Genomic DNA, 20,843 nt, shown 5'->3' with positions numbered 1-20,843 from the left:
GTGTTCTCCGGGGAGTGGGGACGATTTTCAGCCAGGTGGTGCATGAGTCGGGCTGCGGAGCCGTCGAGTTCCCGGAGGATCAAGTGGCCTGCGTCACATGACGGGGCGTCATGGCATGCTGGCAGCATGGCTGCCCCCCGTGATCGCCTGCCACTCGCCGAGCAGGTCGAGCAACTCCTCGCCGTGGACGGTCCGTTGCCCATCGTCATGGCCGGCGATCCCGTACTGCGGCGTGGCGCCGAGCTGTTCGACGGCCAGCTGGAACCCGCGCTGCTGGCCCGGTTCGTCGAGGCCCTGCGCCGTACGATGCACGCCGCTCCGGGTGTCGGCCTCGCGGCGCCGCAGGTGGGCGTGCCGCTGCGGATCGCGGTGATCGAGGACCCGGCGCCGGTGCCGGAGGAGGTGCGGCTGGCGCGGGGGCGGGTGCCACAGCCGTTCCGGGTGCTGGTGAATCCGTCGTACGAGCCCGTCGGCGCCGGGCGGGCCGCGTTCTTCGAGGGCTGTCTGAGCGTGCCGGGCTGGCAGGCGGTGGTGGCCCGGCACGCTCAGGTGCGGCTGACGGGCGCGGACGAGCACGGCCGCGCGGTGGACGAGCTGTTCGAGGGCTGGCCCGCGCGGATCGTGCAGCACGAGACGGACCATCTGGACGGCGTGCTGTACCTCGACCGGGCCGAGCTGCGCTCGCTGTCGTCGAACACGACGGTGGCGGAGCGCTGGGCGCGGCCGACACCGGACGACGCGGCGCGGGAGCTGGGTTTCGAACTCCCGGAGTGAACCCGGGCGTTCGTCACACGCTCCCGCCACCGCAGCACGTCAGTTGTCCCGGTATGCCTCCAGCAGCCGCAGCCACACCTCGCTGACCGTCGGGTACGACGGCACCGCATGCCAGAGCCTGCTCACCGGTACCTCTCCGGCGACCGCGATGCTCGCCGAGTGGATGAGTTCGCCGACGCCGGGGCCGACGAAGGTGACACCGCGGAGGATCTCGCGCTCCAGGTCGACCACCATCCGGGCGCGGCCGCGGTAGCCGTCGCCGTACAGGCCCGCTCCGGCGACCGAGGAGAACTCGACGTCGACGGCGCGGACGCGGTGGCCGGCCTGTTCCGCCTCCGCCAGCGAGAGTCCGACGGACGCGGCCTCCGGGTCGGTGAACACGACCTGCGGGACGGCGCCGTGGTCGGCGGTGGCGGTGTGCGCGCCCCAGGGTTCGGTTTCCAGGGCGGACACGCCGGAGGCGCGGGCGGCGATGGCTGCGCCCGCTATGCGGGCCTGGTACTTGCCCTGGTGGGTGAGGAGGGCCCGGTGGTTGACGTCGCCGACCGCGTACAGCCAGTCCGTGCCGGTCACCCGGAGACTGTCGTCGACCGGCAGCCAGGAGCCGGGTTCCAGGCCGACCGTGTCGAGACCGATGTCGTCGGTGCGCGGGGCGCGGCCGGTGGCGAAGAGGATCTCGTCGGCCTCGATGCGGTCGCCCCTGTCGGTGACGGCGACGACCGTGCCGTTCTCGCGGGTCACCGACGTGACGGAGGTGCCGGTGCGGACGTCGGCGCCCGCCTCGGTGAGCGCCTCGGCGACGAGTTCACCGGCGAACGGCTCCATGCGGGGCAGCAGGCCCTTGCCACGGACCAGGACGGTCACCTGGGAGCCGAGGGCCTGCCAGACGGTGGCCATCTCGGTGGCGACGACACCTCCGCCGACGACGATCAGCCGGCCGGGGACGAACTGGGAGCTCGTCGCCTCCCGGCTGGTCCACGGTCCGACATCGGCGAGGCCCGGCAGCCCGGGCAGCTGGGCGCGGCTGCCGGTGCAGACGGCGACGGCGTGCCGGGCGGTGAGGGTGTGCCGCACCCCGTCGGTGCCGGTCACCACGACCGTGCGCGGCCCGGCGAGCCGCCCGTGCCCGCGGTAGAGGTCGGCCCCGATGCCGTCGAGCCATCCGACCTGGCCGTCGTCCTTCCAGTGAGAGGTGAAGTAGTCCCGGTGTGCGAGCACCGCGGGCGCGTCGAGGGGGCCCTGGACCGCCTGTTGCAGGCCCGGGATGCGGCGGGCGTCCGCGCGGGCGAGAACCGGGCGCAGCAGCGCCTTGCTGGGCATGCAGGCCCAGTACGAGCATTCGCCGCCGACGAGTTCGCCCTCCACGACCGCGGTGGACAGCCCGGCCGCGCGGGTGCGGTCGGCGACGTTCTCCCCCACGGGCCCGGCACCGAGCACCACGACGTCATAAGCGATGGATTCCGTTTCCGTCATGGGCTCAGTCTGGTGGGTGGGTGTGGCGTGAGACCACATGGGTACGCACGCCGGTACGTGCCCGGCGGGTACGTACGGAATACGTCATGGTCCGGCCGTGTTGTGCCGACGGCTTTGCCCCCACCCCAGGAAGAGGGATTCACGCCATGAGCCACACCGTGGAGCTCACCAAGGAGAACTTCGACCAGACGGTCACGGACAACGAATTCGTCCTGATCGATTTCTGGGCGTCCTGGTGCGGGCCGTGCCGGCAGTTCGCCCCGGTCTACGAGAAGGCGGCGGAGGACAACCCCGACCTGGTCTTCGGCAAAGTGGACACCGAGGCGCAGCCGGAACTGGCCGCCGCGTTCGGTATCCAGTCCATCCCGACGCTGATGATCGTCCGGGACCAGGTCGCGGTCTTCGCGCAGCCGGGTGCGCTTCCCGAGGCGGCCCTGACCGACGTCATCGGCCAGGCCCGCAAGCTCGACATGGACCAGGTCCGCAAGGCCGTGGCCGAGCAGCAGGCGCAGCAGGGCGGCGGCCAGTAGGGCACGCATCCCGTCATGCCTAGAAGGGGTACGCCGGCACGTCACCGCGCACCGTCGTCCAGCGCACGTCGGTGAAGGCCTCCAGGTTGGCCTCGCCGCCGAAGCGGGCGCCGGTGCCGGACGCGGCGACCCCGCCGAAGGGCGCCACGGCCTCGTCGTTCACGGTCTGGTCGTTGATGTGGACGATGCCGGTCGGGATCCGCTCGGCCAGTTCGAGGCCGCGGGCCGCGTCGCGGGTGACGATGCCGAGGCAGAGTCCGTACGGGCTGCGCCCGGCGAGGGCGGCCGCCTCCTCGGCGGTCCTGAAGGACCGCACGGGCGCGACCGGGCCGAACACCTCCTCCGTGTAGGCGGGGGTGTCGTCGTGGACGCCGGCGAGGACGGTCGGCCGGTAGAAGAGGTGCTCGTACGTGCCGCCCGCGGCCAGCCGGGCTCCGTCGGCGGTGCTCGACTCGACCAGGCCGTGCACCTTGGCCAGCTGGGTGGCGTCGATGACCGGGCCGAGCTGCACCTGCTCGCGGAGCGGATCGCCGACCGCGAGTGAGTCCGCCCTGGCGGCGAGGCGCTCGACGTACTCCTCGTACAGCGACTGGTGCACCAGGTGGCGGCCGGTCGTCATGCAGATCTGGCCCTGGTGGAAGAACGAGCCCCATGCGGCCGTGGAGATCACCGTGTCGAGGTCGGCGTCGTCGAGCACGATGAGGGCGGAGTTGCCGCCCAGTTCCAGGTGGGCGCGCTTGAGGTGGCGTCCGGCGGCCTCGCCGACCGCCCGGCCCGCCTCGGTCGAGCCGGTGAAGGAGATGACCGGCACCCGCGGATCGGCGACCAGGGCCCGTCCCGCGTCCGGGCCACCCGGCAGCACCTGCAGCAGTCCCTCGGGCAGGCCCGCCTCGGCAAGGACCGCGGCGAGGGCGACTCCGCCGCACACGGCGGTGCGCGGGTCCGGTTTCAGGACGACGGCGTTGCCGAGCGCGAGGGCCGGTGCGACGGAGCGGACGGCCAGGATCAGCGGCGCGTTGAACGGGGCGATCACGCCCACGACGCCCACCGGGACCCGCCGGGTGTAGGACAGCCGGGGCGCCCCGCTGGGCAGGACCTGACCGGCCGGGCGGGAGGCGAGCGCGGCGGCCTCGTAGCACTCCTGGGCGGCGACGTGGAGTTCGAAGTCGGCCTTGCCGGGGATGGAACCGGACTCGCGGACGATCCACTCGCGCAGTTCGCCGGCGTGCTCGGTGAACAGGTCACCGGCCCGGCGGAGCACTCCGGCGCGCACGAGATACGGAAGGCGCCCCCACTCCCGCTGGGCGTCGTGGGCAGCCTCGGCGGCGGCTGAGACGTCCTGCGCGGTTGCCAGGGCGAGGGTGCCGAGCGGCTCGCCGGTGGCCGGCTCGACGACGGTGTACTCGGGTCCCGACAGGGTGCGGAACTGCCAGGTCCCGGGGTCGAGCAACGGCATGACGGCTCTCCGTTCGGTCACCGGCGCCCCGTGCGGCTGAGCCTGCACCATGCTAGTCATCCCGTACGGGACACGCCCGGCCGTACGTAACCGTCAGCTGGAGTCGCGGTGCACCACCGCGGCCCCCAGCACCTCGCGCCGCTCGGGCTCGGCGCCCGGGTTGCGTACCGCGCGGTCGACCAGCTCGGCGAGTTCCCGGCCGGACGGCAGCTCGATGTGGACCGTGCTCAGCCGGGGCCGCAGCAGCCGGCCGAGCATCAGGTCGTCGGCGCCGATCACCGCCGTGTCCTCGGGGATGCGCACGCCCTCGTCCTGCAGGGCGCGCATCAGCAGCATCGCGTATTCGTCGTTGTAGGCGAAGACCGCGTCGAGGCCCAGGGTGTGCCAGCGCGCGGCGAGGCGGGCGGCGGCCTCCTCCTCGTGGGCGAGGGGCAGTTCGGTCAGGACGGCGTCCGTGCCGTGCAGGGCCCGGCGTGCTCCCTCGAGGCGGGGCCTCGAGTAGATCTCGAGACCGGGCTCCTCGGGGACGACGACGCCGATACGGCGCCGGCCGCCGGCGTACAGATGGGCGGCGGCGGCCTGGCCGACGGCCGCGTGGTCCATGAGCAGGGCGTGTGCGCCCTCGACGGCCTCGGGGCCGAGGGTCACCACGGCGCGAGCGCCGGAGCGCTTGAGCACCGCCACGCCCTGTGGACCGAGGCTCGAGCCGGGTACCAGGACGGCGACCGGCCGCAGCTCGGCCCAGGCGCGGGCGGCGTCGTCGCCGTGCAGGCCCAGGGTGCCGTGCTGGACGACCGTGTAGTCGAGCCGGCTGAGGGCCCACTGGAGTTCGTTGATGAACTGGCTGTACAGCGGGCCGACGGGGATGGCCGGGGACGGCATGAGGACCATCCGGCTGTGCCCGGCGCGCAGACTGCGGGCCGCCGCGTGCGGTACGTATCCGAGTTCCTTGGCGGCCGCGTGCACGCGACGGCGCGTGGGCTCGCTGATCCGCACGGCGCTGGTGTTGTTCAGGACGTAGGAGACGGTCGCGCGCGAGACGCCGGCCAGCCGGGCCACGTCGGCGCTCGTGGGCACGGAGCGCTGGGCGGGCAGCGCGGACGCGGGAGTGTTCGGTATCTGCACCATTGCGAACGCATCTTGGCAGAGGCGGCAACCGGGGCCTCGGGCGGGGGGACGTCGTCTCTCATTGAACGAACTTGCAGCCGCAGAGGCGGGGTGCCGGCCCCCGGCGGCTGCGGCATGATCCGCCAGACAGCCCCTGCACCTCAGCCGGGCGGTTCGGTCCGCGTCAGCCGGGCGACCAGATCGATCCACCCGGCCTCGAGCCGCTCCAACGGCATCCCGCACTGCTTCGTCAGGTGATGGATCACCGCGGGATCGAGGTATCCCATGAGGATCTGCGCGAGCAGTTCGCAGTCCGCGTCCGGGACCGCCTGCCGCAGCAGCAGAACGACGTGCCCGTGCAGCAGACGCCGCGCCGGGTGGGTGAACCGGCGGTCGGGGCCGCGTTCGGCCGCGAGCTGGAGGTCCAGCTCTTCCACCGCCCGGCGCAGCGCGGCGCAGCCGAACGCGCGCAGCCGCTCGACCGGCGACGCGCCGGGCCCCAGAGGCGGGGGCCCGCTGAGGAAGGCGGCCTGGAACTTCTTCTCGGAGTGGTCGAGCAGTGCCGTGAGCAGGCCGACGCGGTCCCCGAAGCGGCGGAAGACCGTCCCCTTTCCCACCGCGGCGGCCGCGGCCACCGCCTCCATCGTCACCGCGGATGCGCCGTGCTCGGCGATCAGCCGGCCGGCCGCCTCCAGCAGCCGTGCGCGGTTGCGCGCGGCGTCGGCCCGCAGGCACGGCTCCTCTTCGGGCGTGCCGAGTTCGAGCAACTGCGGTGCGTCGATGGGTTCCTGTTGCTCCGGGATGGGCGGGAGGGAGGCGGACATGAAGACAGGGTAAAGCACCGGGAAGAAACTGGACCACGGTCCGGTTATGGTGTTACAACAGAACCGGACCTCGGTCCGGATACCTCAGTCGCGATTCACCTCTGGAGCCCCCCATGTCCGTACGCATCCTCGCGCTCGTCGGCAGCCTCCGCGCCGGTTCGCACAACCGCCAGCTCGCCGAGGCGGCCGTCAAGGTCGCTCCCGAGGGCGCCGACGTCCAGCTCTTCGAGGGCCTGGCCGACATCCCCTTCTACAACGAGGACATCGACGTGGAGGGCAGCGTCCCGGCGCCCGCCGCCCGCCTGCGCGAGGCCGCCGCCACCGCCGATGCGCTGCTGTTCTTCACCCCCGAGTACAACGGCACCATCCCGGCCGTCCTGAAGAACGCCATCGACTGGCTGTCCCGCCCGTACGGCACCGGCGCGATCACCGGCAAGCCGGTCGCCGTGGTCGGCACCGCCTTCGGCCAGTACGGCGGTGTGTGGGCGCAGGACGAGGCCCGCAAGGCCGTGGGCATCGCCGGCGGCAAGGTGCTGGAGGACGTCAAGCTCTCCATCCCCGGTTCCGTGACCCGCTTCGCCGAGACCCACCCGGCCGACGACACCGAGGTCGCCGCCCAGCTCACCGAGGTCATCGCCCGGCTGCACGGCCACGGCAGCGAGCAGGCCGCGGCCTGACCCGCCGAGGGGGCCGGAAACCGGCCCCCTCGCCGCCACCTCCCGCCGGCCGGCCGCTCACCCAGGCCGTCCGACGAGGCCCGGCGACGCGGCTCGGGACACTCGCCGGCTTCCGGGAAGACGAAAAACGTTCAACCACACGACGCCCTGACGACAACTCTGCCAGGGTGGGCGGATGCAGACCCTTTACCGACGACTGCTCAGGTTGATGCCCCGGCTGGGCGTACAGGTGACCGACCTCGGACCGGGGACCGCAGTGGTGTCCCGGCGCGGGCGGCGGGCCCGGATCCCGCTCGGCCCGGGGGCGGATCTGCTGGTCAGGGACGACGGCCGGTACTCGGTGTCGGACGCCGGCAAGGACACCTGGCTCGTGCTGGGCGGCAAGGCCCGTACGGCAGCCGGTCCCGCCCCGGAATGGACCGGCGTCCCCCTCGGCGACACCGGCGCGCGGCTCCTTCTCGACCGGCAGGCCGACGCGGACGAGCGCAGGATCCAGCTGGCGGCGGCCGAGTACCTGTGCGCCCAGCACGTGGCCGCGATGCTCGAACTGTACGGCGTGAACTGCGTCTTCGACGTCGGCGCCAACACCGGGCAGTACGCCCGCCGCCTGCGCCGGCTCGGCTACACCGGGCGCATCGTCTCCTTCGAGCCCACCGCGGACGCCTTCGCCAAACTCAGCAAGGCCGCCCGGGACGACCCCGACTGGCAGGTCCACCACTGCGGTCTCGGCCGCGAGGACACCGTCACGTCCATCCACACCGGCTGGAAGACCATGAACTCGCTGCTCCCGCCCAGCGATTACGGCCGCGACCGCTACCGCCGGTTCGCCACGACCCGTACGGAAGAGATCGAGATCCGGCGGCTGGACGGCGTGATGGAGCAGGCCCTCGCCGGCATCGAGGAGCCGCGCCCCTACCTGAAGATGGACACCCAGGGCTACGACCTGGAGGTCTTCGCCGGCGCCGGCACTCGCATCGCCGACTTCGTGGGCCTGCAGTCGGAGGTCGCCGTGCTGCGGCTGTACGAGGGCAGCCCGCCGATGAGCGAGGCGGTCGCCGCGTACGAGGCCGAGGGTTTCGAGATCACCGGCATGTATCCGGTGACCCGCGAGGCGGCCACGGGGCGGGTGGTCGAGTTCGACTGCGTGATGATGCGCGCGAAGGCGGCCCCTGCCACCGACTGACCCCGCCCGTGCGCGCGACGGGCCGGGGCCCGGGACGGGCTGCCGTACCTGGCAGCCCACCTGCCCCGTCGACCGCTCAGCCGGCCGCCGCCTCGGGCGCCGGCCCGCTGGTCCCCCGTACCACCAGCTTCGGCTCCAGCACCGCCTCGCGCGGCTCCAGCTCCTCGTCGTCCAGGCGCTCCACGGCAAAACGCACCGCGTGCTCCGCCATGAGGACCGCGTCCTGACGCACCGTGGTCAGGCCGATCGGCATCAGGTGGGAGAGGTGGCTGTCGTCGTAGCCGACGACGGACATGTCGCGCGGCACCTCGACACCCGCCCGCGTCAGGGCCAACAACAGGCCCATCGCGCAACGGTCGTTGCCCGCGAGGACCGCCGTCGGCATCCGTACCACAGGGCGGCACAGCACCGCCGTACCCCAGGACTGGAAGGGCCGGTTGGTGGACGCCTTCGACACGGAGTTCCGCGAGTGGATCGCCTCGGTCGAGGCCGGCACCGAGCCCACGGGCCCGTCGGCCTGGGACGGCTACGCCGCCACCGTCGTCACCGACGCAGCCGTGCGCTCCCTGGAGACGGACGGCCAGGTCGTCACCGTCGACATGAAACCCCGGCCCGCGCTCTACGGAGGCACGGCATGAAGATCGCCCTCGACCCGTACATGTTCCGCGCACTTCCCATGGACGACATGGTGCGCACGGTCGCCGAACTCGGCTACGAGTACATCGGGTTGTCACCGCGCGACGACTTCATGCCGTTCTTCCTGCACCGTTCCTAATCAGTGAGCAGGAGTGAGTCTTAGACCCACTGCCCGGCACTGCGCGCATCCCGAACGGTTTTGGCTGCGCTGGTCGCCCGCGTTCCTTGGGGTCTTCCTGTCCGGGCGCGTGGCTCCTGGCCACGGTCCGTGACGAGGCGGCGGGTTCCCTCACGCCCAGGGGCACACCGGTCGGCCTGGATGGTCCGATGCCCCTGTTCATCACTCCGGTGAGCAGGGGGCGGTGCCGTCCTCCCCCCGTGCCTTAAGGGCCTGGGAGGTACCCCCAGCCGGATCGGGTGCCCTTGGGCGCGCCTGCCGATCGCGATGCTCGCGGCATCGTGACGGGTGGTTGTGCGGTTCTTCGAGGCGAGGGGCTTCTGCCAGTGCTGCACGCCCCACTTCGAGGTGTAGGCCGGGTCGACCGCGATGATGCTGATGCCGGTCTGGTCGGCCATCGAGGTGAGCCGGCCGCGGAGCCTGCCGGTGGGCAGGCCGGAGATCAACTGGCGGAAGCGGCGCTTGCGTCCGTGCTTCTCGCGGGTCTTCTCGGCCTGGAAGTCGAGGTCTTCGACCGCGATGGCCTTGACGCCGCAGGTCTTGGCCCAATTCAGCAGCCGGGACAGGGCATGCCGTACTTGTGCGTCACGGTGCTGCGTGGTGCCGGACAGGTCGTAGGAGAAGCGGCGGGGCTGGCCGGTCGGGTTGCCGTGGGTGTCCAGGCGCCATGCAGCGAGGTGATCGGCGTTGGTGTCCACCCCGATCACACCGTCGGCGAGCGCGGCTTGGAGCGGAATCGTCTTGGCGGGCGGGATCTGCCACGACGCGGTCAGGTACCAGCGCCCGCACACCGTGTCGTAGTGGATGCGGTAGGCGATGGCCCGGTTGGCTTCCACGCGGTCGGCCCACTCGGTGCCCCGGTGCGGGAACCACACCTTGGCGGCGAGGACGTACCGGCCGTGCCTGGCGTTGGCCAGCTCAGCGAGCGGCGCGGGCAGCTTGATGCTCACCTCGCCCTCGGGGCTGACGCGGATCGTCTCGTTCCCGTACCGCTTCCCCGACTCCCCGTCCGCCTGGAGGAACCAGCGCTCAGCCTCCCACCGCTGGCGCCACTCGGCCTCGGTGAGCTGGGTTTGCCCGAGGTTGTGGCGGGTGTTGAGCAGACGCTTACCGCCGCGCACTACGCGCACGACACCGTTCTCGCGGTCGGCGCGCACAGCGGCGAGCCGGTCTTCGAGTGCATGCAGGCGGCGTGTTTTCTGAAACCACTCGTGGTGCGAGCGGTAGCCGCCGGGCGTCTTCTTCGAGCCCTTCTCACCGACCGGCAGGGACAGGCGATGCGCGATCGTGCGGATACCGGCCTCAAGAGACTGGACGTGCGCTGCCTGCCCGCGCCGGGCAAGCGCCCATTGATCGTGGGTGGACTTCGTGATCGACCCGGCCCAGCGGGACGACGACTCGGCGGTCAGCTCACGCTTGCGGGCCGCCCACGTGTCCGTGGAGTGCTCCAGCCCATCCCGGCAGCGCGCTTTGAGGTCACGGGAAGCGATCGATCCAAGGTGCGCGCCGACCAGGCGCAGCACCTTCTCATCCTCGGGCGTCAGGCCCTTGAGGCGGTCGCGTATCGCCACACCGGAGGGGCCGAGGGCGACGAACGGCGTGTCGATCGGGCGCAGGTCAGCCATGTTCGGCGGCCTCCAGCGCCTTGCGGGCACGGTTCTTCGCCGACCGGCGGCCGTACAGGCGGGCGCAGAACGAGGTCAGTATCTCGATCATGTCGCGCCCGAGATCGTCATCAACTTCGCCGTCATCCAGGACGACCAGACGACGCCCGGTCGCAGACAACGCGGCCTCGATCAACTCAACATTCATTCGGCCGAGGCGGTCCTTGTGCTCCACCACCACGGTGGTCACGTCCGGATCGGCGAGCATCCGCTTGGCCTTCGTACGCCCGCCGTTCATCCCGGAGGCGATCTCGGACTCGATCCGCACCACCCGATGACCAGCCCTGGCCGCCCACTGGGACAACCGGGCGACCTGCCGTTCCAGATCGGACTTCTGATCTTGCGACGACACACGGGCGTACAAACCCACCCCGCCCGTCACAGACCGTGAGGAGTTCGCCTCAATGTTCACCAGGATCGTGCGCGGCCCGACCCGCTCAGCGGGGACCGGCAGAGTGCCCTCACGGAACCAGCGATAGGCGGTATGCGGGTGCACACCGTTCACTATCGCCCATTCCTTGAGGTTCATCCAGTGATCATAACGCCCACTCAAAGGCTGTAATACGCACTAGAGTTGACTCAACTGCCAGCGGCTCCGGCCCCCGGGCGGACGACGCACGCGTCGCGCAACTGAAGAACTCCCTGCGCACGCACGGCGCGCAACTCTCCTCCGTACTGCCCCTGTACAAGTGGTCCTCGCCGGACGAGACCGAGCGGCAGGCCGCCGTCCGCTACTGGAAGCGGATGATCGAGATCACGACCGAGCTCGAATGCCCGCTGATGAACTCGGAGTTCAACGGCCGCCCCGAGCGCGCCGCCGAGAGCGAGGCGGCGTTCTGGCGCTCGATGGAGGAGCTCCTGCCCGTCTTCGAGCGGGAGGGCATCGCCCTCAACCTGGAGGCGCACCCGGACGACTTCTGCGAGGAGAACTCCCCCGCGGTCGACCTGGTCCGCGCCATCGACAAGCCGTGGGTGAACTACCTCTACTGTGCCCCGCACTCCTTTCACCTGTCCGGGGCAGACCCGAAGGCGGACATCGCGGCGATGATGCGCTACGCGGGCGACAAGCTCCAGCACGTGCACATCGCGGACTCCTTCAACCACAAGGGATCCTCCGGACTGCGCTACATTCTCAACCCGCCGGGCACCACCGCCCGCATCCATCAGCACCTCGACATCGGTCAGGGCGAGGTGGACTGGGACGCCTTCTTCGGCACCCTGCGCGAACTGGACTTCGACGGCGTCGCCACGGCCTGTGTCTTCGCCTGGGAGGAACGGGCCCGCGAATCCTCGGCGTTCATGCTGGACCGCATCCGCAAAGAACTCGCGGCATGAGCCGCTGCGCTCGACGCCACGGCTGACCATCACACACCGACGCCGTGCACCGGCTCCTCGACGGGAGCCGGTGCACGGCGTGCCTGCTGCACAGGCACGGATTGCAGCGCGCCCGGTGATCAACCGCCGCACCGAAGCACACAAGGGCGCTCGTCTGCATATATCTGCGCCCTCGGTGCGCTGGCGCTCGCCATATCCGGTGAACAGGGCCCCAGCCATATGGCCGTACCGTCGTACGCCCCGTAGCACTTAGGGACACGAACCACCCACCTACGGAAGCAAGGCGCCAACGACAACACAGACAACCTTTGGTCTGCCGGGCACCAAGGCCCGACACCACGCAGGAGGTTTGTTCATGGCACTGGCACAGTGGACGAACGCGATGGAATGGCTGGCCGCAGCCGCACAGGACCCCCGGGCCTGCAAGAAGGACTGGCAGCACGGCAGCACCGGAGTCCACCTTCTGGCCGCCGGACGCTTCTGGGACGTGCTGATCGTCCCCGCCTGCCTCGGGCTGCGCGCCGCCGACTGCCTCGAGGGCATTCCTCGCCTCGTCCCCGGCCCTGTTCTCCTGGACGAAAGGCGACAGCAGGTCGGTTTCCTTCTGCCACCCGACCCCGTGTCCACCTGGGTCGGCCAGGGCACGCGCTATGTCGCACGAGGCGGCTGGATCGCCGCCCCTGCCCCGCACTGCCGGTGGGGAGACCTCCGCTGGCTCCGCCCGCCCGACGGCAGCGGCACCCTGACTGCGCCCGAGGCCATGGAACTCGTCCTGTTCCGAGCCATGGACGAAGTGGTCCGCTCCCACGGCGTCCGGCACCACAGGCACGAACTCCCCCACCGGAGCGTCGACACGCAGGCCGTTCCTGTTGACTACCGCTGGGGGATGGCCAGTTCGCGGCCGCGGTAGAAGCCTTCCCGCTCCCCGACGACGTAGGGGGCCATGGCCTCTCGCCGCTGCTTCTCCGGCTCGGAGGCCCGCCAGGCGTCGCACGCCTCCTTGGAGTCCCAGAACGACACCCCGGTGATCTCCTGTCCGTCCTCGGACCAGTACGCGAAGGCGCGGCGCAGCCCCTGCGGGGAGGAGGGCGGGCGCCATGCCCGCTCGAACTCCTCCAGGGTGCCCGGCCGGACGCGGCGCGTCGTCACCCAGACGAAGTGCTCCTCCATCACAGCCTCCTCCACATGACCGGTTCGGCTCACCGGCCCCTCTCGGACCACCGTAGGTGCAAAGCACCGCGCGTGCCTGCGGACGTTTCCGGTCGTGCGGCCGGTGGAGGACCATGAAAAGAGAAACGGTGCGCGAATGGCGAGGTGCGCTATGCATGGACGAATCAAGGGCAGGATGCTGATCGCCAGGGATGAGGGTGACAGCACCGATGGTGTGGTCATCAAGCTTTATGGCGAGGAGACCAACGGGGCCATCTCGATCATAGAGCAGCCGTTCGAGCCCGGACTTCTTCTCCCGCCGCACGTTCACGAGAACGATGTCTGGCTCTACGTACTCGAAGGGGAAATGCATGTCCGGGTCGACGACGAGGTTGTCAGGGCGACAGACGGGTGCTGGGTGCTGAAGCCTCGCCGAATCCCCCACACCATGTGGAACGCGGGGCCCGAGCCGGCGCGGATTGTCGAACTGTACACGCCAGGTGGATTCGAGCTTTTCTTCATCGACTTCGAAGAACGGTTGCGACAGGGGCCGGTCGGCCTCGACGAACTGAATCACCTCGGCGAGCCGCACGGAATCCGTTTCTTCGACGACTGGATTCCCGACCTCAAAGCCACTTACAACCTGCGAGTCGTCGGCGAATAGCGGCAACTCTTGACGGCACGGACGATCGCCGAGTGCATTCCGTCCGCGACCTGATGCGTCGACGTGATCTCGACGTCGGTGAACCCTGCATCCTCAAGCCCCTGCCGGTACTCGGCGAAGGACAGGGCGCCGGCGATGCAGCCGACGTATGCGCCGCGCTCGGCGCGCTGCTCGGGGGTGAGGTGATCCTCGGCCACGACGTCCGTCACGCCGACGCGCCCGCCGGGGCCCAGAACGCGGAACATCTCGGCGAAGACGGCGGGCTTGTCCACCGACAGGTTGATCACGCAGTTGGAGATGACGACGTCGACGCTGTTCGCGGGCAGCGGCACGGACTCGATGGTGCCCTTGAGGAACTCCACGTTCGTCGCGCGGGCCTTCTGTGCGTTCGCCCGGGCGAGGGCGAGCATCTCGTCGGTCATGTCCAGCCCGTACGCCCTGCCGCGCGGCCCGACCCGGCGCGCGGACAGCAGCACGTCGATGCCGCCGCCGGAGCCGAGGTCCAGCACGCGTTCTCCCTCGCGCAGTTCCGCCACCGCGAGTGGGTTGCCGCAGCCCAGGGAGGCCGCGACCGCCTCGGCCGGGAGTCCGTCGCGGTCCTCGGCTCCGTAGCGGCCGGCCCCGAAGCCCTCGTCGATCTCGACCGCCTGCGGACCGCAGCAGTCGCCGCCGCTCCGCGGCCCGCACGACGCGGCACCGCCCTCGAGCACCTTCACGGCGGCAGCGGCATAGCCCACGCGGACGGCTTCCCGTACCTCTTCGGGCGTCTGCTCGGTCATGGCAGCACTCCTCACTGGATCGACATCCATAGAAACAAGACTGCACCTTGAATCGACAGACGTCAACATAGAGATACGTCGAATCAAGTCGGTCGGGTCGCGGATCGCACCGGCCACCCCTCCCAATCCGCATCGATTCATGTTCCGGCTGGACGGCACGAGTTGAAGCAGCCGGGCCGGCTCCTCGGCTTGCGGCCCGGTCGACACGCCCCTAGGTTCAGGTCGTCGGATTATTCCGACAAAGCCGACATAACACCTATGTCGACTTTCCCTCAGTGGCACCCGCAAGGAGCATTCATGTCGGTGATGACCGGTACTCAACCCCTCCAGCAGCTCGGCGGTCAGCAGCTGGGCGGTCCGCAGCAGATCGCCCAGGTGGTCCAGCAGTCCATCCAGCAGGCGTGTCAGCAGACGGCCCAGCAGGTCGCGCAGCAGGTGCAGCAGACGTTCCAGCAGATCCAGCAGATCCAGCAGCAGCTGCAGCAGCGGCCGGACCTGGCCCAGCAGGCACACCCGTACCTGGCCCTCACGCTGCACCGCTCGCTGGCCGGGGCCATCCGCCACGCCGTGGAGCAGTCCGTGCAGCAGGCGCTGCCGAACGCGATCGTGAGCCTGCTCCAGCAGAGCCAGCCGGGCATGCAGGCTCAGCAGGGCATGCAGGGCCAGCAGGGCCAGCAGTGGGGCGGTGGGTTCGGCCAGCAGTACCCGCAGTACCAGCAGCAGCCCGGCTTCGGCTTCGGCCAGATGGGTCAGCCGTTCGGTATGAGCTGACACCTGGGCAGCGCACGCGGTGTGCCCGGACTGGTTCCGGGCGCACCGCGTCACCGTGGAAGCGGTCACGTGGAAGCGGGAGCTGCCCCAATGGCCGAATCAGGAGCACGAGTTACGACGTAAGCGTGGTGAAGGTGGACGTGATGGTCAAGGAAAGGCCCGGAAACAGCGGGGCCAGCGGGCCAGGGGGTGGTGCGGGGGCTGCTGGAGAAGGACCGGAGGGCAAGCAGACGGAGCCGGCCGGGAAAGGCGCGCAGTCCCTCCCCGTACAGCCGCGCCGGGAGCGGTACATGGTGACACCGCTGCCGCAGCAACTGCTCCCACCGGGAGTGCCCGAACTCAGTATGGATGCGGTGTGTGACCAGTTGGGGCGCATGCCCGACGTCAAGGTGACCCGCAGACTCCGGCCGTCGGAGAAGCTGCGATCGGCCGGGCTGCCCCCCGCCTGCCCGGAGATCGCGGTCGTCGAGGCACCCGGGGCTCAGCTGCCGGCGATGCGGACGCTGCACGTACACATCGAGCCGGACCTGCCGCTGTCCGCAGCCGTACCCGCCGCCGCGCCGGCCGTGGGGATCGCGCTGCGTGATCCAGGACTGGTCATGCCGCTGGAACAACCGGTGGAGATCTCGCTGCGCATCTGCGGCCCGGACGGAGAACCGCTGACCGGCGCGGGCGTGTTCCTGATCGGGTCGTCATGGCCCGGCCAGGGTGTCACCGGGTCCGACGGTACGGTCACCGTCACGCTGCCCACGGAGACGGTGCAGTCCGTCCAGGCGCTGTACGTCCGGCCCGTGGGCGGCTACACCGACCGCTGGATCAGTCGTCCGGACCTGTCGGTGACCGGGGAGAACCTGGTCACCCTCACACCGCTGGCCAAGGTGTACCCAGGGCTGGAGGACAGGCAACAGTACGGCTGGGGCCAGCAGGCCATGCGGGTGGACCGGCTGCCTCCCACGTTCCGCGCTTTCGGGATCAAGGTCGGGGTCATCGGGTCGGGCGTCGCCGCCGAGCATCCCGATCTGAAGCAGCGGGTGCGCACCGGGATCGATCTCGTCCGCGGAACCGAGGAGGGCTGGGCCCACGACACGGCGGGCACCGGTACCCATGCGGCCGGCGTCATCGCCGGGGCGGACACCGGCAAGGGCGTCATCGGTACCGCGGTCGATGCCGAGATCGAGGTCTGTCAGGTGCTGCCCGGCGGCTGCTTCAGTGACCTGATCGCCGCTCTCGACCACTGCATCGAACGCGAGGTCGACGTCGCGCACATCGCCGTGGCAACGCCGTACGCGTCGGCGCTCGTCTCACGCAAACTGGCCGACGCCAACGCGGTGGGCATCGCCTGCGTCGCCCCGGCGGGCGACTCGGGCGGACCGGTCTGCTTCCCCGGCTCACTGCCCACCGTGTTCACCGTGGGTGCGCTCGGAGCCTTCGGGACCTTCCCGCCGGACACCTCCCAAGCCACCCATGTGGGCCCCCAGTTGACGCCGGACGGATTGTTCGCCGCGCCGTTCAGCTGCCACGGACCCGGGGTCGACGCGGCCGCACCCGGTGTGGCCGTCCTGTCATGCTCGCCGCAGGGCGGATACACGGCCCTCGACGGCACCGGCACGGCCTCGGCCCACGTCGTCGGTCTCGCCGCCCTCGTTCTCGCCCACCACGAGGACTTCCACGGCCAACTGCTGCCCCGCGGACCTGGCCGGGTGCGGCGCCTGTTCGAGATCATCGCCGCCAGCTGCCGCCCACTGGCCGCCCCGGGCACCCTGGAGGCATCCCGCCTCGGACACGGCCTGCCCGACGCGCTCACCGCCCTCGGCCTGGCCCCCGGAGTGCAACTCGCTCCGGCCCTGTCCCCTTACGTCCCCACCCTGGCCGGTTAGGCCCACCCCACAACAAGATCACCGGAATCACCCGCCCGGCCGTGCGGCTCGACCATGCCGCACGGCCGGGCGTGGCACTGGAATCAGGCTGAACGACGTCCGTTCTCCAAATGGGAGACGAACCAGTGCCGAGCCGCAGTGACTACCTCCTCAAGGGTCCCGGGCTCATGGAACAGATGGGTTGCGCCGCGCACGACACGGATCTCGCTGGGCGCGCTGAGCATTCCCGCCGCTTCCTGGTTGAGCCCCAGATCGGTCTCGTCCTCGCCGCCGACGAGGAACAGCACCGAGGCCCGGACGCGCTGCAGCGCCTCGTACGGCAGGTCCGGACGCCCACCTCGGGTGACCACGGCCAGGACTCGTCGGGGCCGCTCCGCAGCTGCCAGCAGAGCCGCCGACGCGGCCGTATCGGCGCCGAACAGACCGACCGGGACGTCGACGGTCTCCGGCCGCTGCTCCAGCCAGTCGATGGCAGCCACCAGCCGCCGGGCCAGGAACTGGACGTCGAAGCGATGCCGGGCCGAGCGCGCGTCCTCCCGCTTCTCCAGTTCGGTGAGGAGATCGAGGAGGAGCGTGCCCATGCCTGCCCGGTGAAACGCGTCGGCGAGCGCACGGTCGCGTGTACTGCCCCGGGAGCTGCTGCCGCCCTCGGCGATGACCACCACCGACCGTACCGGGCCGGGGACGACCAGATCGCCTGCGAGCGGCGCCTCGCCTGCGGGCACCAACACCAAGTCGGAGATCATCCGCTGCCTCCCAACGTGATGCTCGTTGGGCTCCTGTGATGCCCGGGTACCCGAGGACGGAATCGGTACGCGCATGACCGGTCCCGCCTCGACAGGCGATCTTGACGTGGGTCCCGCAGGATGGTGCCGGTTGCCCGGCCGTGGGGCGCTGAGGGCAGCCGCTTCCCGTGTGCGGCGGACTGCCGCCCCTTCCTCACTCAGGAGCCCGGCATGGCAGTGGTAACGGAGGAACTTGTACCGGCGCTGGAGGATACGCGCCAGGCGCATGCCGCAGTACTGGACCGGTTCCGGGCGGATGTGACCGTCACGCCGCCGGGCCCGCACCGGGAGATGCTCGAACGCCAGAGCGTCGAGGTCCACTACAGCCTCCAGCGCATTCAACGCCAGGTACGCGATCTGCAGCCCAGGGGGTTGATGGGCACCGCGGTCGGTCTGAGCCGGTCCGTCTCGCGGGGCGCGGTGCGCGCGGTGATGCTGCCGCTGACGATCGGGGCGTCGATCGTGCGGGGGTTGCTGCCCGGCGGGGGCCCGGCCGATGCGCGGCGGCTGCTGAGGAACGCGGAGGACGAGTACGCGGTAGCGGCGCGGGCGCTCGCGGCGTGCCGGGCCGGGGAGGTCCTCGCCGAACAAGTGGACGCCCGGTCCACCGCCGAGCTGCTCGGCTCGCTGCGCCGCCAGGACGAGGAACTGCTGCAGGAACTGGAGGCAAGCCTCGCCGAGCACGCCCGCGCCGTGGCGGCGTCCACCAACGGCTCGGGCCCGGGCGAGAACCGCATCGCCGCTCTGGCCGACACGGCGGCCCATACGATGCGGACCGCTTTCGACCAGGCGCTGTACGTCGCCCAGCGCAGTGGCCGACGGCCCTGGGGTGCGGGGCGGGAGATGGCCGAGCCCAGCCCCATTGCCGAAGAGGTCCTGGGATCGGTCAAGCGGGAGGAGGACCTGCCGATTCCCGGGTTCAGCCAGCTCAGCACCGAGCAGATCCAGCAGCGGCTGGGCACACTCTCCCAGCTGGATCTGACGGTGATCGAGGGCTACGAGCGCACACATGCCCACCGCAAGGGCGTCCTCGAAGCCATCGAGCAGCTGCGCGTGGAGGAGCCGTAGGCCGGCTGCGTCAGGCAGGCCTCGCCGGCCTGTTCGTCCGGGACGGGACGGCGGGCCGTGCACAGCAGCGGGGCCCAGGGGGCGATGTCCGTGAAGCAAGCGGCGCCGGCCGGGACGGTGTCCAGGACGATGCGGTCGGGGCGCAGCAGCACGGCGTCCGCCCGGCCGTCACGCAGCCACGCGGCGAGCGTGCCGTCGTCGCCGAGGCTGTCCGTGGCGACGGCCCGTGCGCCGATGCCCTCCGCCACGGCCCGCACCGAGGGCGGAAGGGGCGCGCCGGCCAGGACGGCGAGGGAGTCCCCGAGTGCGTCGTCGAGGCGGGTCCGCCGACCGTCGGCGGTCACCCAGGGCTGGGGGCAGAAGGTGCCCGCCAGGTCACGGCCGCCCGGTCGGACACGCCGCCGCAGCCACCGACAGGCGCCGGATGAGAACCGCCCGGAGCGCAAGGGGGAAGAGCCCCTGCACACCGGGCGGTTCGGTGGTGGTCGTCGTCCGGCAGTGCGAGGCCGGCCGGACTGTCGGGCTGCGGCCCGCTGTCAGCCGTTGGAGAAGCGGCCCGCCTGGGCGAGGATCTGCTCCGGGTCATCCACCGGCGGGTAGATCCAGAGGGCGTTGATGTTCTGCTTGAGAGTCTTCGCTTCCTGCCCGGTCAGCGCGACCTTGCGGTCCCAGCCCTCCGTGAAGACGGCGCCGGCGGGGCCGAGATCCAGGCAGGTGACGTAGGGGTCAGGGGTGAAGGGCAGCAGGGGGTTGCCCAGAAGTTCGGCTGCCACGTTGTGACCGGCGAACTTCCCCATCGGCAGGGCGTGCTGGCAGGACTGTGTCGTGGTGTGCCCGTCTTCTGCGGGGGCGAGTGCGGTGTCGCCGGCTGCGTACACGTCAGGCACTCCGATCACCTGGAGGTGTGCGTCCACGCTCAGCCGTCCCAGCCTGTCGCGTTCGCCCGGGATGTGGACCGTGAGGGGGCTTGCGGCCATGCCGGCCGTCCATACGACGGTTGCCGCGGGAATCACTTCACCGTCCGAGAGGGTGACGTCCTGGTGGGTCGCGGATGCCACGGTGACTCCCAGGCGTCGTTCGATCTTCAGCTCGTCGATCGCGTCGTTGATGGTCGGGCGCGGGCCCGGGCCGAGTTCCGGGCCGACGACGTCGGCGCGGTCGACGAGAAGGACCCGGACGTCTTCGGCTGCGCCCTGGCCGTCGGCGATCGCGCGGAGTCGTTCACCCAGCGCGGTGGCGATCTCCAGGCCGGCGAAGCCGGCACCGACCACGACGGCGGTGTAGCGGCCCTGGGACGGGGCCTGCTCGGGCAGCCGCCGCAGGTGGTTGTCGAGTGCGGCCGCCGCGGGGAGCGTGTCCACGTCGAAGACTTCCTGCGAGCCGGGGAAGTCGGGGCGCACGAGCTGGCTGCCGGCGGCCAGCACCAACTTGTCGTAGGTCAGGTCCAGTTCCTCACCGGTGCGCCCGACGGCACGTACGGTGTGCGCCTCGGTGTCGATTCCCGTGACGGTCGCCGTTATGCGGCGTACGCCGATCGGGCCGAGGACGCGGTCCAGTGCGACCCGCATGCCTTCCGGGGCGTCCTCGTACAGGCGGGGGCGGATGACCAGGTCATCGCCGCCGCTGACGAGCGTCACCCGTAGTTCGTCACCGGCGCTGCCTGCCTCACGTGCGGCGCGAACCACTCCTGCCGCGCTCCACACGCCGGCGAAGCCGCCACCGATGATCAGGACGTCCTTCATGAACTTCTCCGTTTTCGAAGCCGAAGCGATGAGCCGGTGCTCCGTGAGCAGGGGCCGCCCTGCTGCGGTGGCCTCCCGCGGGGCCCGCACCACTTATTCTGGACACTACATATCCTGGATATTGAGTGTCAAGATTTCTTCGCGGTGCCGCTCCGGGCAGGACGGGAGAGG

20 protein-coding genes and 4 pseudogenes are annotated in these 20,843 nt (G+C 70.8%); 12 read left to right on the top strand and 12 right to left on the bottom strand.

Annotated features, from left to right (window positions below):
* The first annotated feature begins 126 nt into the window (after positions 1 to 126).
* Positions 127 to 774 (top strand): peptide deformylase, encoded by a 648-nt coding sequence (locus tag ACFV7R_RS37085; protein WP_385271918.1) that lies wholly within the window; start codon positions 127 to 129, stop codon positions 772 to 774.
* Between the two features lie 39 nt (positions 775 to 813).
* Here the strand turns inward: ACFV7R_RS37085 and ACFV7R_RS37080 are convergent, their stop codons facing one another.
* A complete protein-coding gene (locus ACFV7R_RS37080; protein WP_385271916.1) occupies positions 814 to 2,247 on the bottom strand; it encodes a dihydrolipoyl dehydrogenase family protein in 1,434 nt (477 codons plus the stop codon).
* 146 nt (positions 2,248 to 2,393) lie between these two features.
* Between ACFV7R_RS37080 and trxA the strand changes: the two genes are divergently transcribed.
* Positions 2,394 to 2,777 (top strand): thioredoxin, encoded by a 384-nt coding sequence (trxA, locus tag ACFV7R_RS37075; protein ID WP_385271914.1) that lies wholly within the window; start codon positions 2,394 to 2,396, stop codon positions 2,775 to 2,777.
* Positions 2,778 to 2,796: 19 nt separating this feature from the next.
* Here the strand turns inward: trxA and ACFV7R_RS37070 are convergent, their stop codons facing one another.
* The 3 genes from ACFV7R_RS37070 to ACFV7R_RS37060 all read right to left on the bottom strand — a co-directional run bounded on the left by ACFV7R_RS37070 (position 2,797) and on the right by ACFV7R_RS37060 (position 6,164).
* Entirely contained in the window at positions 2,797 to 4,233 is a 1,437-nt protein-coding gene (locus ACFV7R_RS37070; protein WP_385271911.1) for a benzaldehyde dehydrogenase, read from the bottom strand.
* A 93-nt stretch (positions 4,234 to 4,326) separates the two neighbouring features.
* Positions 4,327 to 5,361, bottom strand: coding sequence for a LacI family DNA-binding transcriptional regulator (locus ACFV7R_RS37065; protein WP_385271908.1), 1,035 nt, complete (start codon positions 5,359 to 5,361; stop codon positions 4,327 to 4,329).
* Between the two features lie 140 nt (positions 5,362 to 5,501).
* On the bottom strand, positions 5,502 to 6,164 hold the full coding sequence (locus ACFV7R_RS37060) for a TetR/AcrR family transcriptional regulator (protein ID WP_385271905.1): 663 nt from the start codon (positions 6,162 to 6,164) through the stop codon (positions 5,502 to 5,504).
* A gap of 113 nt (positions 6,165 to 6,277) precedes the next feature.
* Here ACFV7R_RS37060 and ACFV7R_RS37055 point away from each other — a divergent pair, with 113 nt between their 5' ends.
* Together ACFV7R_RS37055 and ACFV7R_RS37050 are read left to right on the top strand one after the other, a co-directional pair.
* Complete coding sequence (locus tag ACFV7R_RS37055) at positions 6,278 to 6,841, top strand: NAD(P)H-dependent oxidoreductase (protein WP_385271902.1); 564 nt, start codon at positions 6,278 to 6,280, stop codon at positions 6,839 to 6,841.
* 175 nt (positions 6,842 to 7,016) lie between these two features.
* Complete coding sequence (locus tag ACFV7R_RS37050; protein ID WP_385271899.1) at positions 7,017 to 8,024, top strand: FkbM family methyltransferase; 1,008 nt, start codon at positions 7,017 to 7,019, stop codon at positions 8,022 to 8,024.
* Between the two features lie 76 nt (positions 8,025 to 8,100).
* Here ACFV7R_RS37050 and ACFV7R_RS37045 read toward each other — a convergent pair.
* Positions 8,101 to 8,409 (bottom strand): annotated as a pseudogene (locus ACFV7R_RS37045) (substrate-binding domain-containing protein); the annotation flags it as partial.
* On the opposite strand from ACFV7R_RS37045, the pseudogene ACFV7R_RS37040 reads away from it, so the two are divergent.
* Both ACFV7R_RS37040 and ACFV7R_RS37035 read left to right on the top strand, forming a co-directional pair.
* Positions 8,384 to 8,662, top strand: a pseudogene (locus ACFV7R_RS37040) (Gfo/Idh/MocA family oxidoreductase); the annotation flags it as partial. The pseudogenes ACFV7R_RS37045 and ACFV7R_RS37040 sit on opposite strands and share 26 nt — an antisense overlap.
* Positions 8,659 to 8,790: pseudogene (locus tag ACFV7R_RS37035) on the top strand (sugar phosphate isomerase/epimerase); the annotation flags it as partial. The pseudogenes ACFV7R_RS37040 and ACFV7R_RS37035, both read left to right, overlap by 4 nt.
* Before the next feature lie 29 nt (positions 8,791 to 8,819).
* On the opposite strand, the gene ACFV7R_RS37030 reads toward ACFV7R_RS37035, so the two are convergent.
* Together ACFV7R_RS37030 and ACFV7R_RS37025 are read right to left on the bottom strand one after the other, a co-directional pair.
* Positions 8,820 to 10,463, bottom strand: a complete 1,644-nt coding sequence (locus tag ACFV7R_RS37030) for an IS200/IS605 family accessory protein TnpB-related protein (protein ID WP_385271896.1) — start codon at positions 10,461 to 10,463, stop codon at positions 8,820 to 8,822.
* Positions 10,456 to 11,031 (bottom strand): IS607 family transposase, encoded by a 576-nt coding sequence (locus tag ACFV7R_RS37025; protein WP_385271893.1) that lies wholly within the window; start codon positions 11,029 to 11,031, stop codon positions 10,456 to 10,458. Before ACFV7R_RS37025 ends, ACFV7R_RS37030 begins: the two co-directional genes overlap by 8 nt.
* Before the next feature lie 71 nt (positions 11,032 to 11,102).
* Here ACFV7R_RS37025 and ACFV7R_RS37020 point away from each other — a divergent pair.
* Together ACFV7R_RS37020 and ACFV7R_RS37015 are read left to right on the top strand one after the other, a co-directional pair.
* A pseudogene (locus ACFV7R_RS37020) lies at positions 11,103 to 11,837 on the top strand (sugar phosphate isomerase/epimerase family protein); the annotation flags it as partial.
* Between the two features lie 355 nt (positions 11,838 to 12,192).
* Positions 12,193 to 12,747, top strand: coding sequence for a hypothetical protein (locus ACFV7R_RS37015; RefSeq protein ID WP_206307106.1), 555 nt, complete (start codon positions 12,193 to 12,195; stop codon positions 12,745 to 12,747).
* Here ACFV7R_RS37015 and ACFV7R_RS37010 read toward each other — a convergent pair.
* Positions 12,711 to 13,007 (bottom strand): antibiotic biosynthesis monooxygenase, encoded by a 297-nt coding sequence (locus ACFV7R_RS37010; protein ID WP_129803006.1) that lies wholly within the window; start codon positions 13,005 to 13,007, stop codon positions 12,711 to 12,713. The two genes, ACFV7R_RS37015 and ACFV7R_RS37010, sit on opposite strands and share 37 nt — an antisense overlap.
* Positions 13,008 to 13,158: 151 nt before the next feature.
* On the opposite strand from ACFV7R_RS37010, the gene ACFV7R_RS37005 reads away from it, so the two are divergent.
* Complete coding sequence (locus ACFV7R_RS37005) at positions 13,159 to 13,650, top strand: cupin domain-containing protein (protein WP_385271888.1); 492 nt, start codon at positions 13,159 to 13,161, stop codon at positions 13,648 to 13,650.
* Here the strand turns inward: ACFV7R_RS37005 and arsM are convergent.
* A complete protein-coding gene (gene arsM, locus ACFV7R_RS37000) occupies positions 13,623 to 14,429 on the bottom strand; it encodes an arsenite methyltransferase (RefSeq protein WP_385271885.1) in 807 nt (268 codons plus the stop codon). The two genes, ACFV7R_RS37005 and arsM, sit on opposite strands and share 28 nt — an antisense overlap.
* Positions 14,430 to 14,726: 297 nt before the next feature.
* Here arsM and ACFV7R_RS36995 point away from each other — a divergent pair, with 297 nt between their 5' ends.
* Both ACFV7R_RS36995 and ACFV7R_RS36990 read left to right on the top strand, forming a co-directional pair.
* A complete protein-coding gene (locus tag ACFV7R_RS36995) occupies positions 14,727 to 15,200 on the top strand; it encodes a hypothetical protein (protein ID WP_385271882.1) in 474 nt (157 codons plus the stop codon).
* 290 nt (positions 15,201 to 15,490) lie between these two features.
* The gene (locus tag ACFV7R_RS36990; RefSeq protein ID WP_385271880.1) at positions 15,491 to 17,077 is read left to right on the top strand and encodes a S8 family serine peptidase; all 1,587 of its coding nucleotides are present in this window, start codon (positions 15,491 to 15,493) and stop codon (positions 17,075 to 17,077) included.
* Positions 17,078 to 17,160: 83 nt separating this feature from the next.
* On the opposite strand, the gene ACFV7R_RS36985 is transcribed toward ACFV7R_RS36990, so the two are convergent.
* Positions 17,161 to 17,823, bottom strand: coding sequence for a dienelactone hydrolase family protein (locus ACFV7R_RS36985; RefSeq protein WP_385271877.1), 663 nt, complete (start codon positions 17,821 to 17,823; stop codon positions 17,161 to 17,163).
* A 210-nt stretch (positions 17,824 to 18,033) separates the two neighbouring features.
* Between ACFV7R_RS36985 and ACFV7R_RS36980 the strand changes: the two genes are divergently transcribed.
* Entirely contained in the window at positions 18,034 to 18,930 is an 897-nt protein-coding gene (locus ACFV7R_RS36980) for a hypothetical protein (protein WP_385271874.1), read from the top strand.
* Here ACFV7R_RS36980 and ACFV7R_RS36975 read toward each other — a convergent pair.
* Positions 18,858 to 19,274, bottom strand: coding sequence for a hypothetical protein (locus ACFV7R_RS36975; protein WP_385271871.1), 417 nt, complete (start codon positions 19,272 to 19,274; stop codon positions 18,858 to 18,860). The genes ACFV7R_RS36980 and ACFV7R_RS36975 overlap by 73 nt on opposite strands.
* A 192-nt stretch (positions 19,275 to 19,466) precedes the next feature.
* Positions 19,467 to 20,672, bottom strand: a complete 1,206-nt coding sequence (locus tag ACFV7R_RS36970; protein WP_385271868.1) for an NAD(P)/FAD-dependent oxidoreductase — start codon at positions 20,670 to 20,672, stop codon at positions 19,467 to 19,469.
* Positions 20,673 to 20,843: the final 171 nt, after the last annotated feature.

Source organism: Streptomyces sp. NPDC059866, assembly GCF_042731325.1.
Classification (GTDB): Bacteria; Actinomycetota; Actinomycetes; order Streptomycetales; family Streptomycetaceae; genus Streptomyces; species Streptomyces flavusporus.
This window is presented reverse-complemented; position numbering and strand designations above follow the sequence as displayed.

What these genes read in the sequence shown, in the direction of transcription:
- ACFV7R_RS36985 (WP_385271877.1), bottom strand. Translation starts at nt 17,823, where the DNA reads ATGATCTCCGACTTGGTGTTGGTGCCCGCAGGCGAGGCGCCGCTCGCA.
- ACFV7R_RS37070 (WP_385271911.1), bottom strand. Translation starts at nt 4,233, where the DNA reads ATGCCGTTGCTCGACCCCGGGACCTGGCAGTTCCGCACCCTGTCGGGA.
- arsM (WP_385271885.1), bottom strand. Translation starts at nt 14,429, where the DNA reads ATGACCGAGCAGACGCCCGAAGAGGTACGGGAAGCCGTCCGCGTGGGC.
- ACFV7R_RS36995 (WP_385271882.1), top strand. Translation starts at nt 14,727, where the DNA reads ATGTCGGTGATGACCGGTACTCAACCCCTCCAGCAGCTCGGCGGTCAG.
- ACFV7R_RS37060 (WP_385271905.1), bottom strand. Translation starts at nt 6,164, where the DNA reads ATGTCCGCCTCCCTCCCGCCCATCCCGGAGCAACAGGAACCCATCGAC.
- ACFV7R_RS37085 (WP_385271918.1), top strand. Translation starts at nt 127, where the DNA reads ATGGCTGCCCCCCGTGATCGCCTGCCACTCGCCGAGCAGGTCGAGCAA.
- ACFV7R_RS37005 (WP_385271888.1), top strand. Translation starts at nt 13,159, where the DNA reads ATGCATGGACGAATCAAGGGCAGGATGCTGATCGCCAGGGATGAGGGT.
- ACFV7R_RS36970 (WP_385271868.1), bottom strand. Translation starts at nt 20,672, where the DNA reads ATGAAGGACGTCCTGATCATCGGTGGCGGCTTCGCCGGCGTGTGGAGC.
- ACFV7R_RS36990 (WP_385271880.1), top strand. Translation starts at nt 15,491, where the DNA reads ATGGTGACACCGCTGCCGCAGCAACTGCTCCCACCGGGAGTGCCCGAA.
- ACFV7R_RS37065 (WP_385271908.1), bottom strand. Translation starts at nt 5,361, where the DNA reads ATGGTGCAGATACCGAACACTCCCGCGTCCGCGCTGCCCGCCCAGCGC.
- ACFV7R_RS37080 (WP_385271916.1), bottom strand. Translation starts at nt 2,247, where the DNA reads ATGACGGAAACGGAATCCATCGCTTATGACGTCGTGGTGCTCGGTGCC.
- ACFV7R_RS37055 (WP_385271902.1), top strand. Translation starts at nt 6,278, where the DNA reads ATGTCCGTACGCATCCTCGCGCTCGTCGGCAGCCTCCGCGCCGGTTCG.
- ACFV7R_RS37050 (WP_385271899.1), top strand. Translation starts at nt 7,017, where the DNA reads ATGCAGACCCTTTACCGACGACTGCTCAGGTTGATGCCCCGGCTGGGC.
- ACFV7R_RS37015 (WP_206307106.1), top strand. Translation starts at nt 12,193, where the DNA reads ATGGCACTGGCACAGTGGACGAACGCGATGGAATGGCTGGCCGCAGCC.
- ACFV7R_RS37010 (WP_129803006.1), bottom strand. Translation starts at nt 13,007, where the DNA reads ATGGAGGAGCACTTCGTCTGGGTGACGACGCGCCGCGTCCGGCCGGGC.
- ACFV7R_RS37030 (WP_385271896.1), bottom strand. Translation starts at nt 10,463, where the DNA reads ATGGCTGACCTGCGCCCGATCGACACGCCGTTCGTCGCCCTCGGCCCC.
- ACFV7R_RS36980 (WP_385271874.1), top strand. Translation starts at nt 18,034, where the DNA reads ATGGCAGTGGTAACGGAGGAACTTGTACCGGCGCTGGAGGATACGCGC.
- trxA (WP_385271914.1), top strand. Translation starts at nt 2,394, where the DNA reads ATGAGCCACACCGTGGAGCTCACCAAGGAGAACTTCGACCAGACGGTC.
- ACFV7R_RS37025 (WP_385271893.1), bottom strand. Translation starts at nt 11,031, where the DNA reads ATGAACCTCAAGGAATGGGCGATAGTGAACGGTGTGCACCCGCATACC.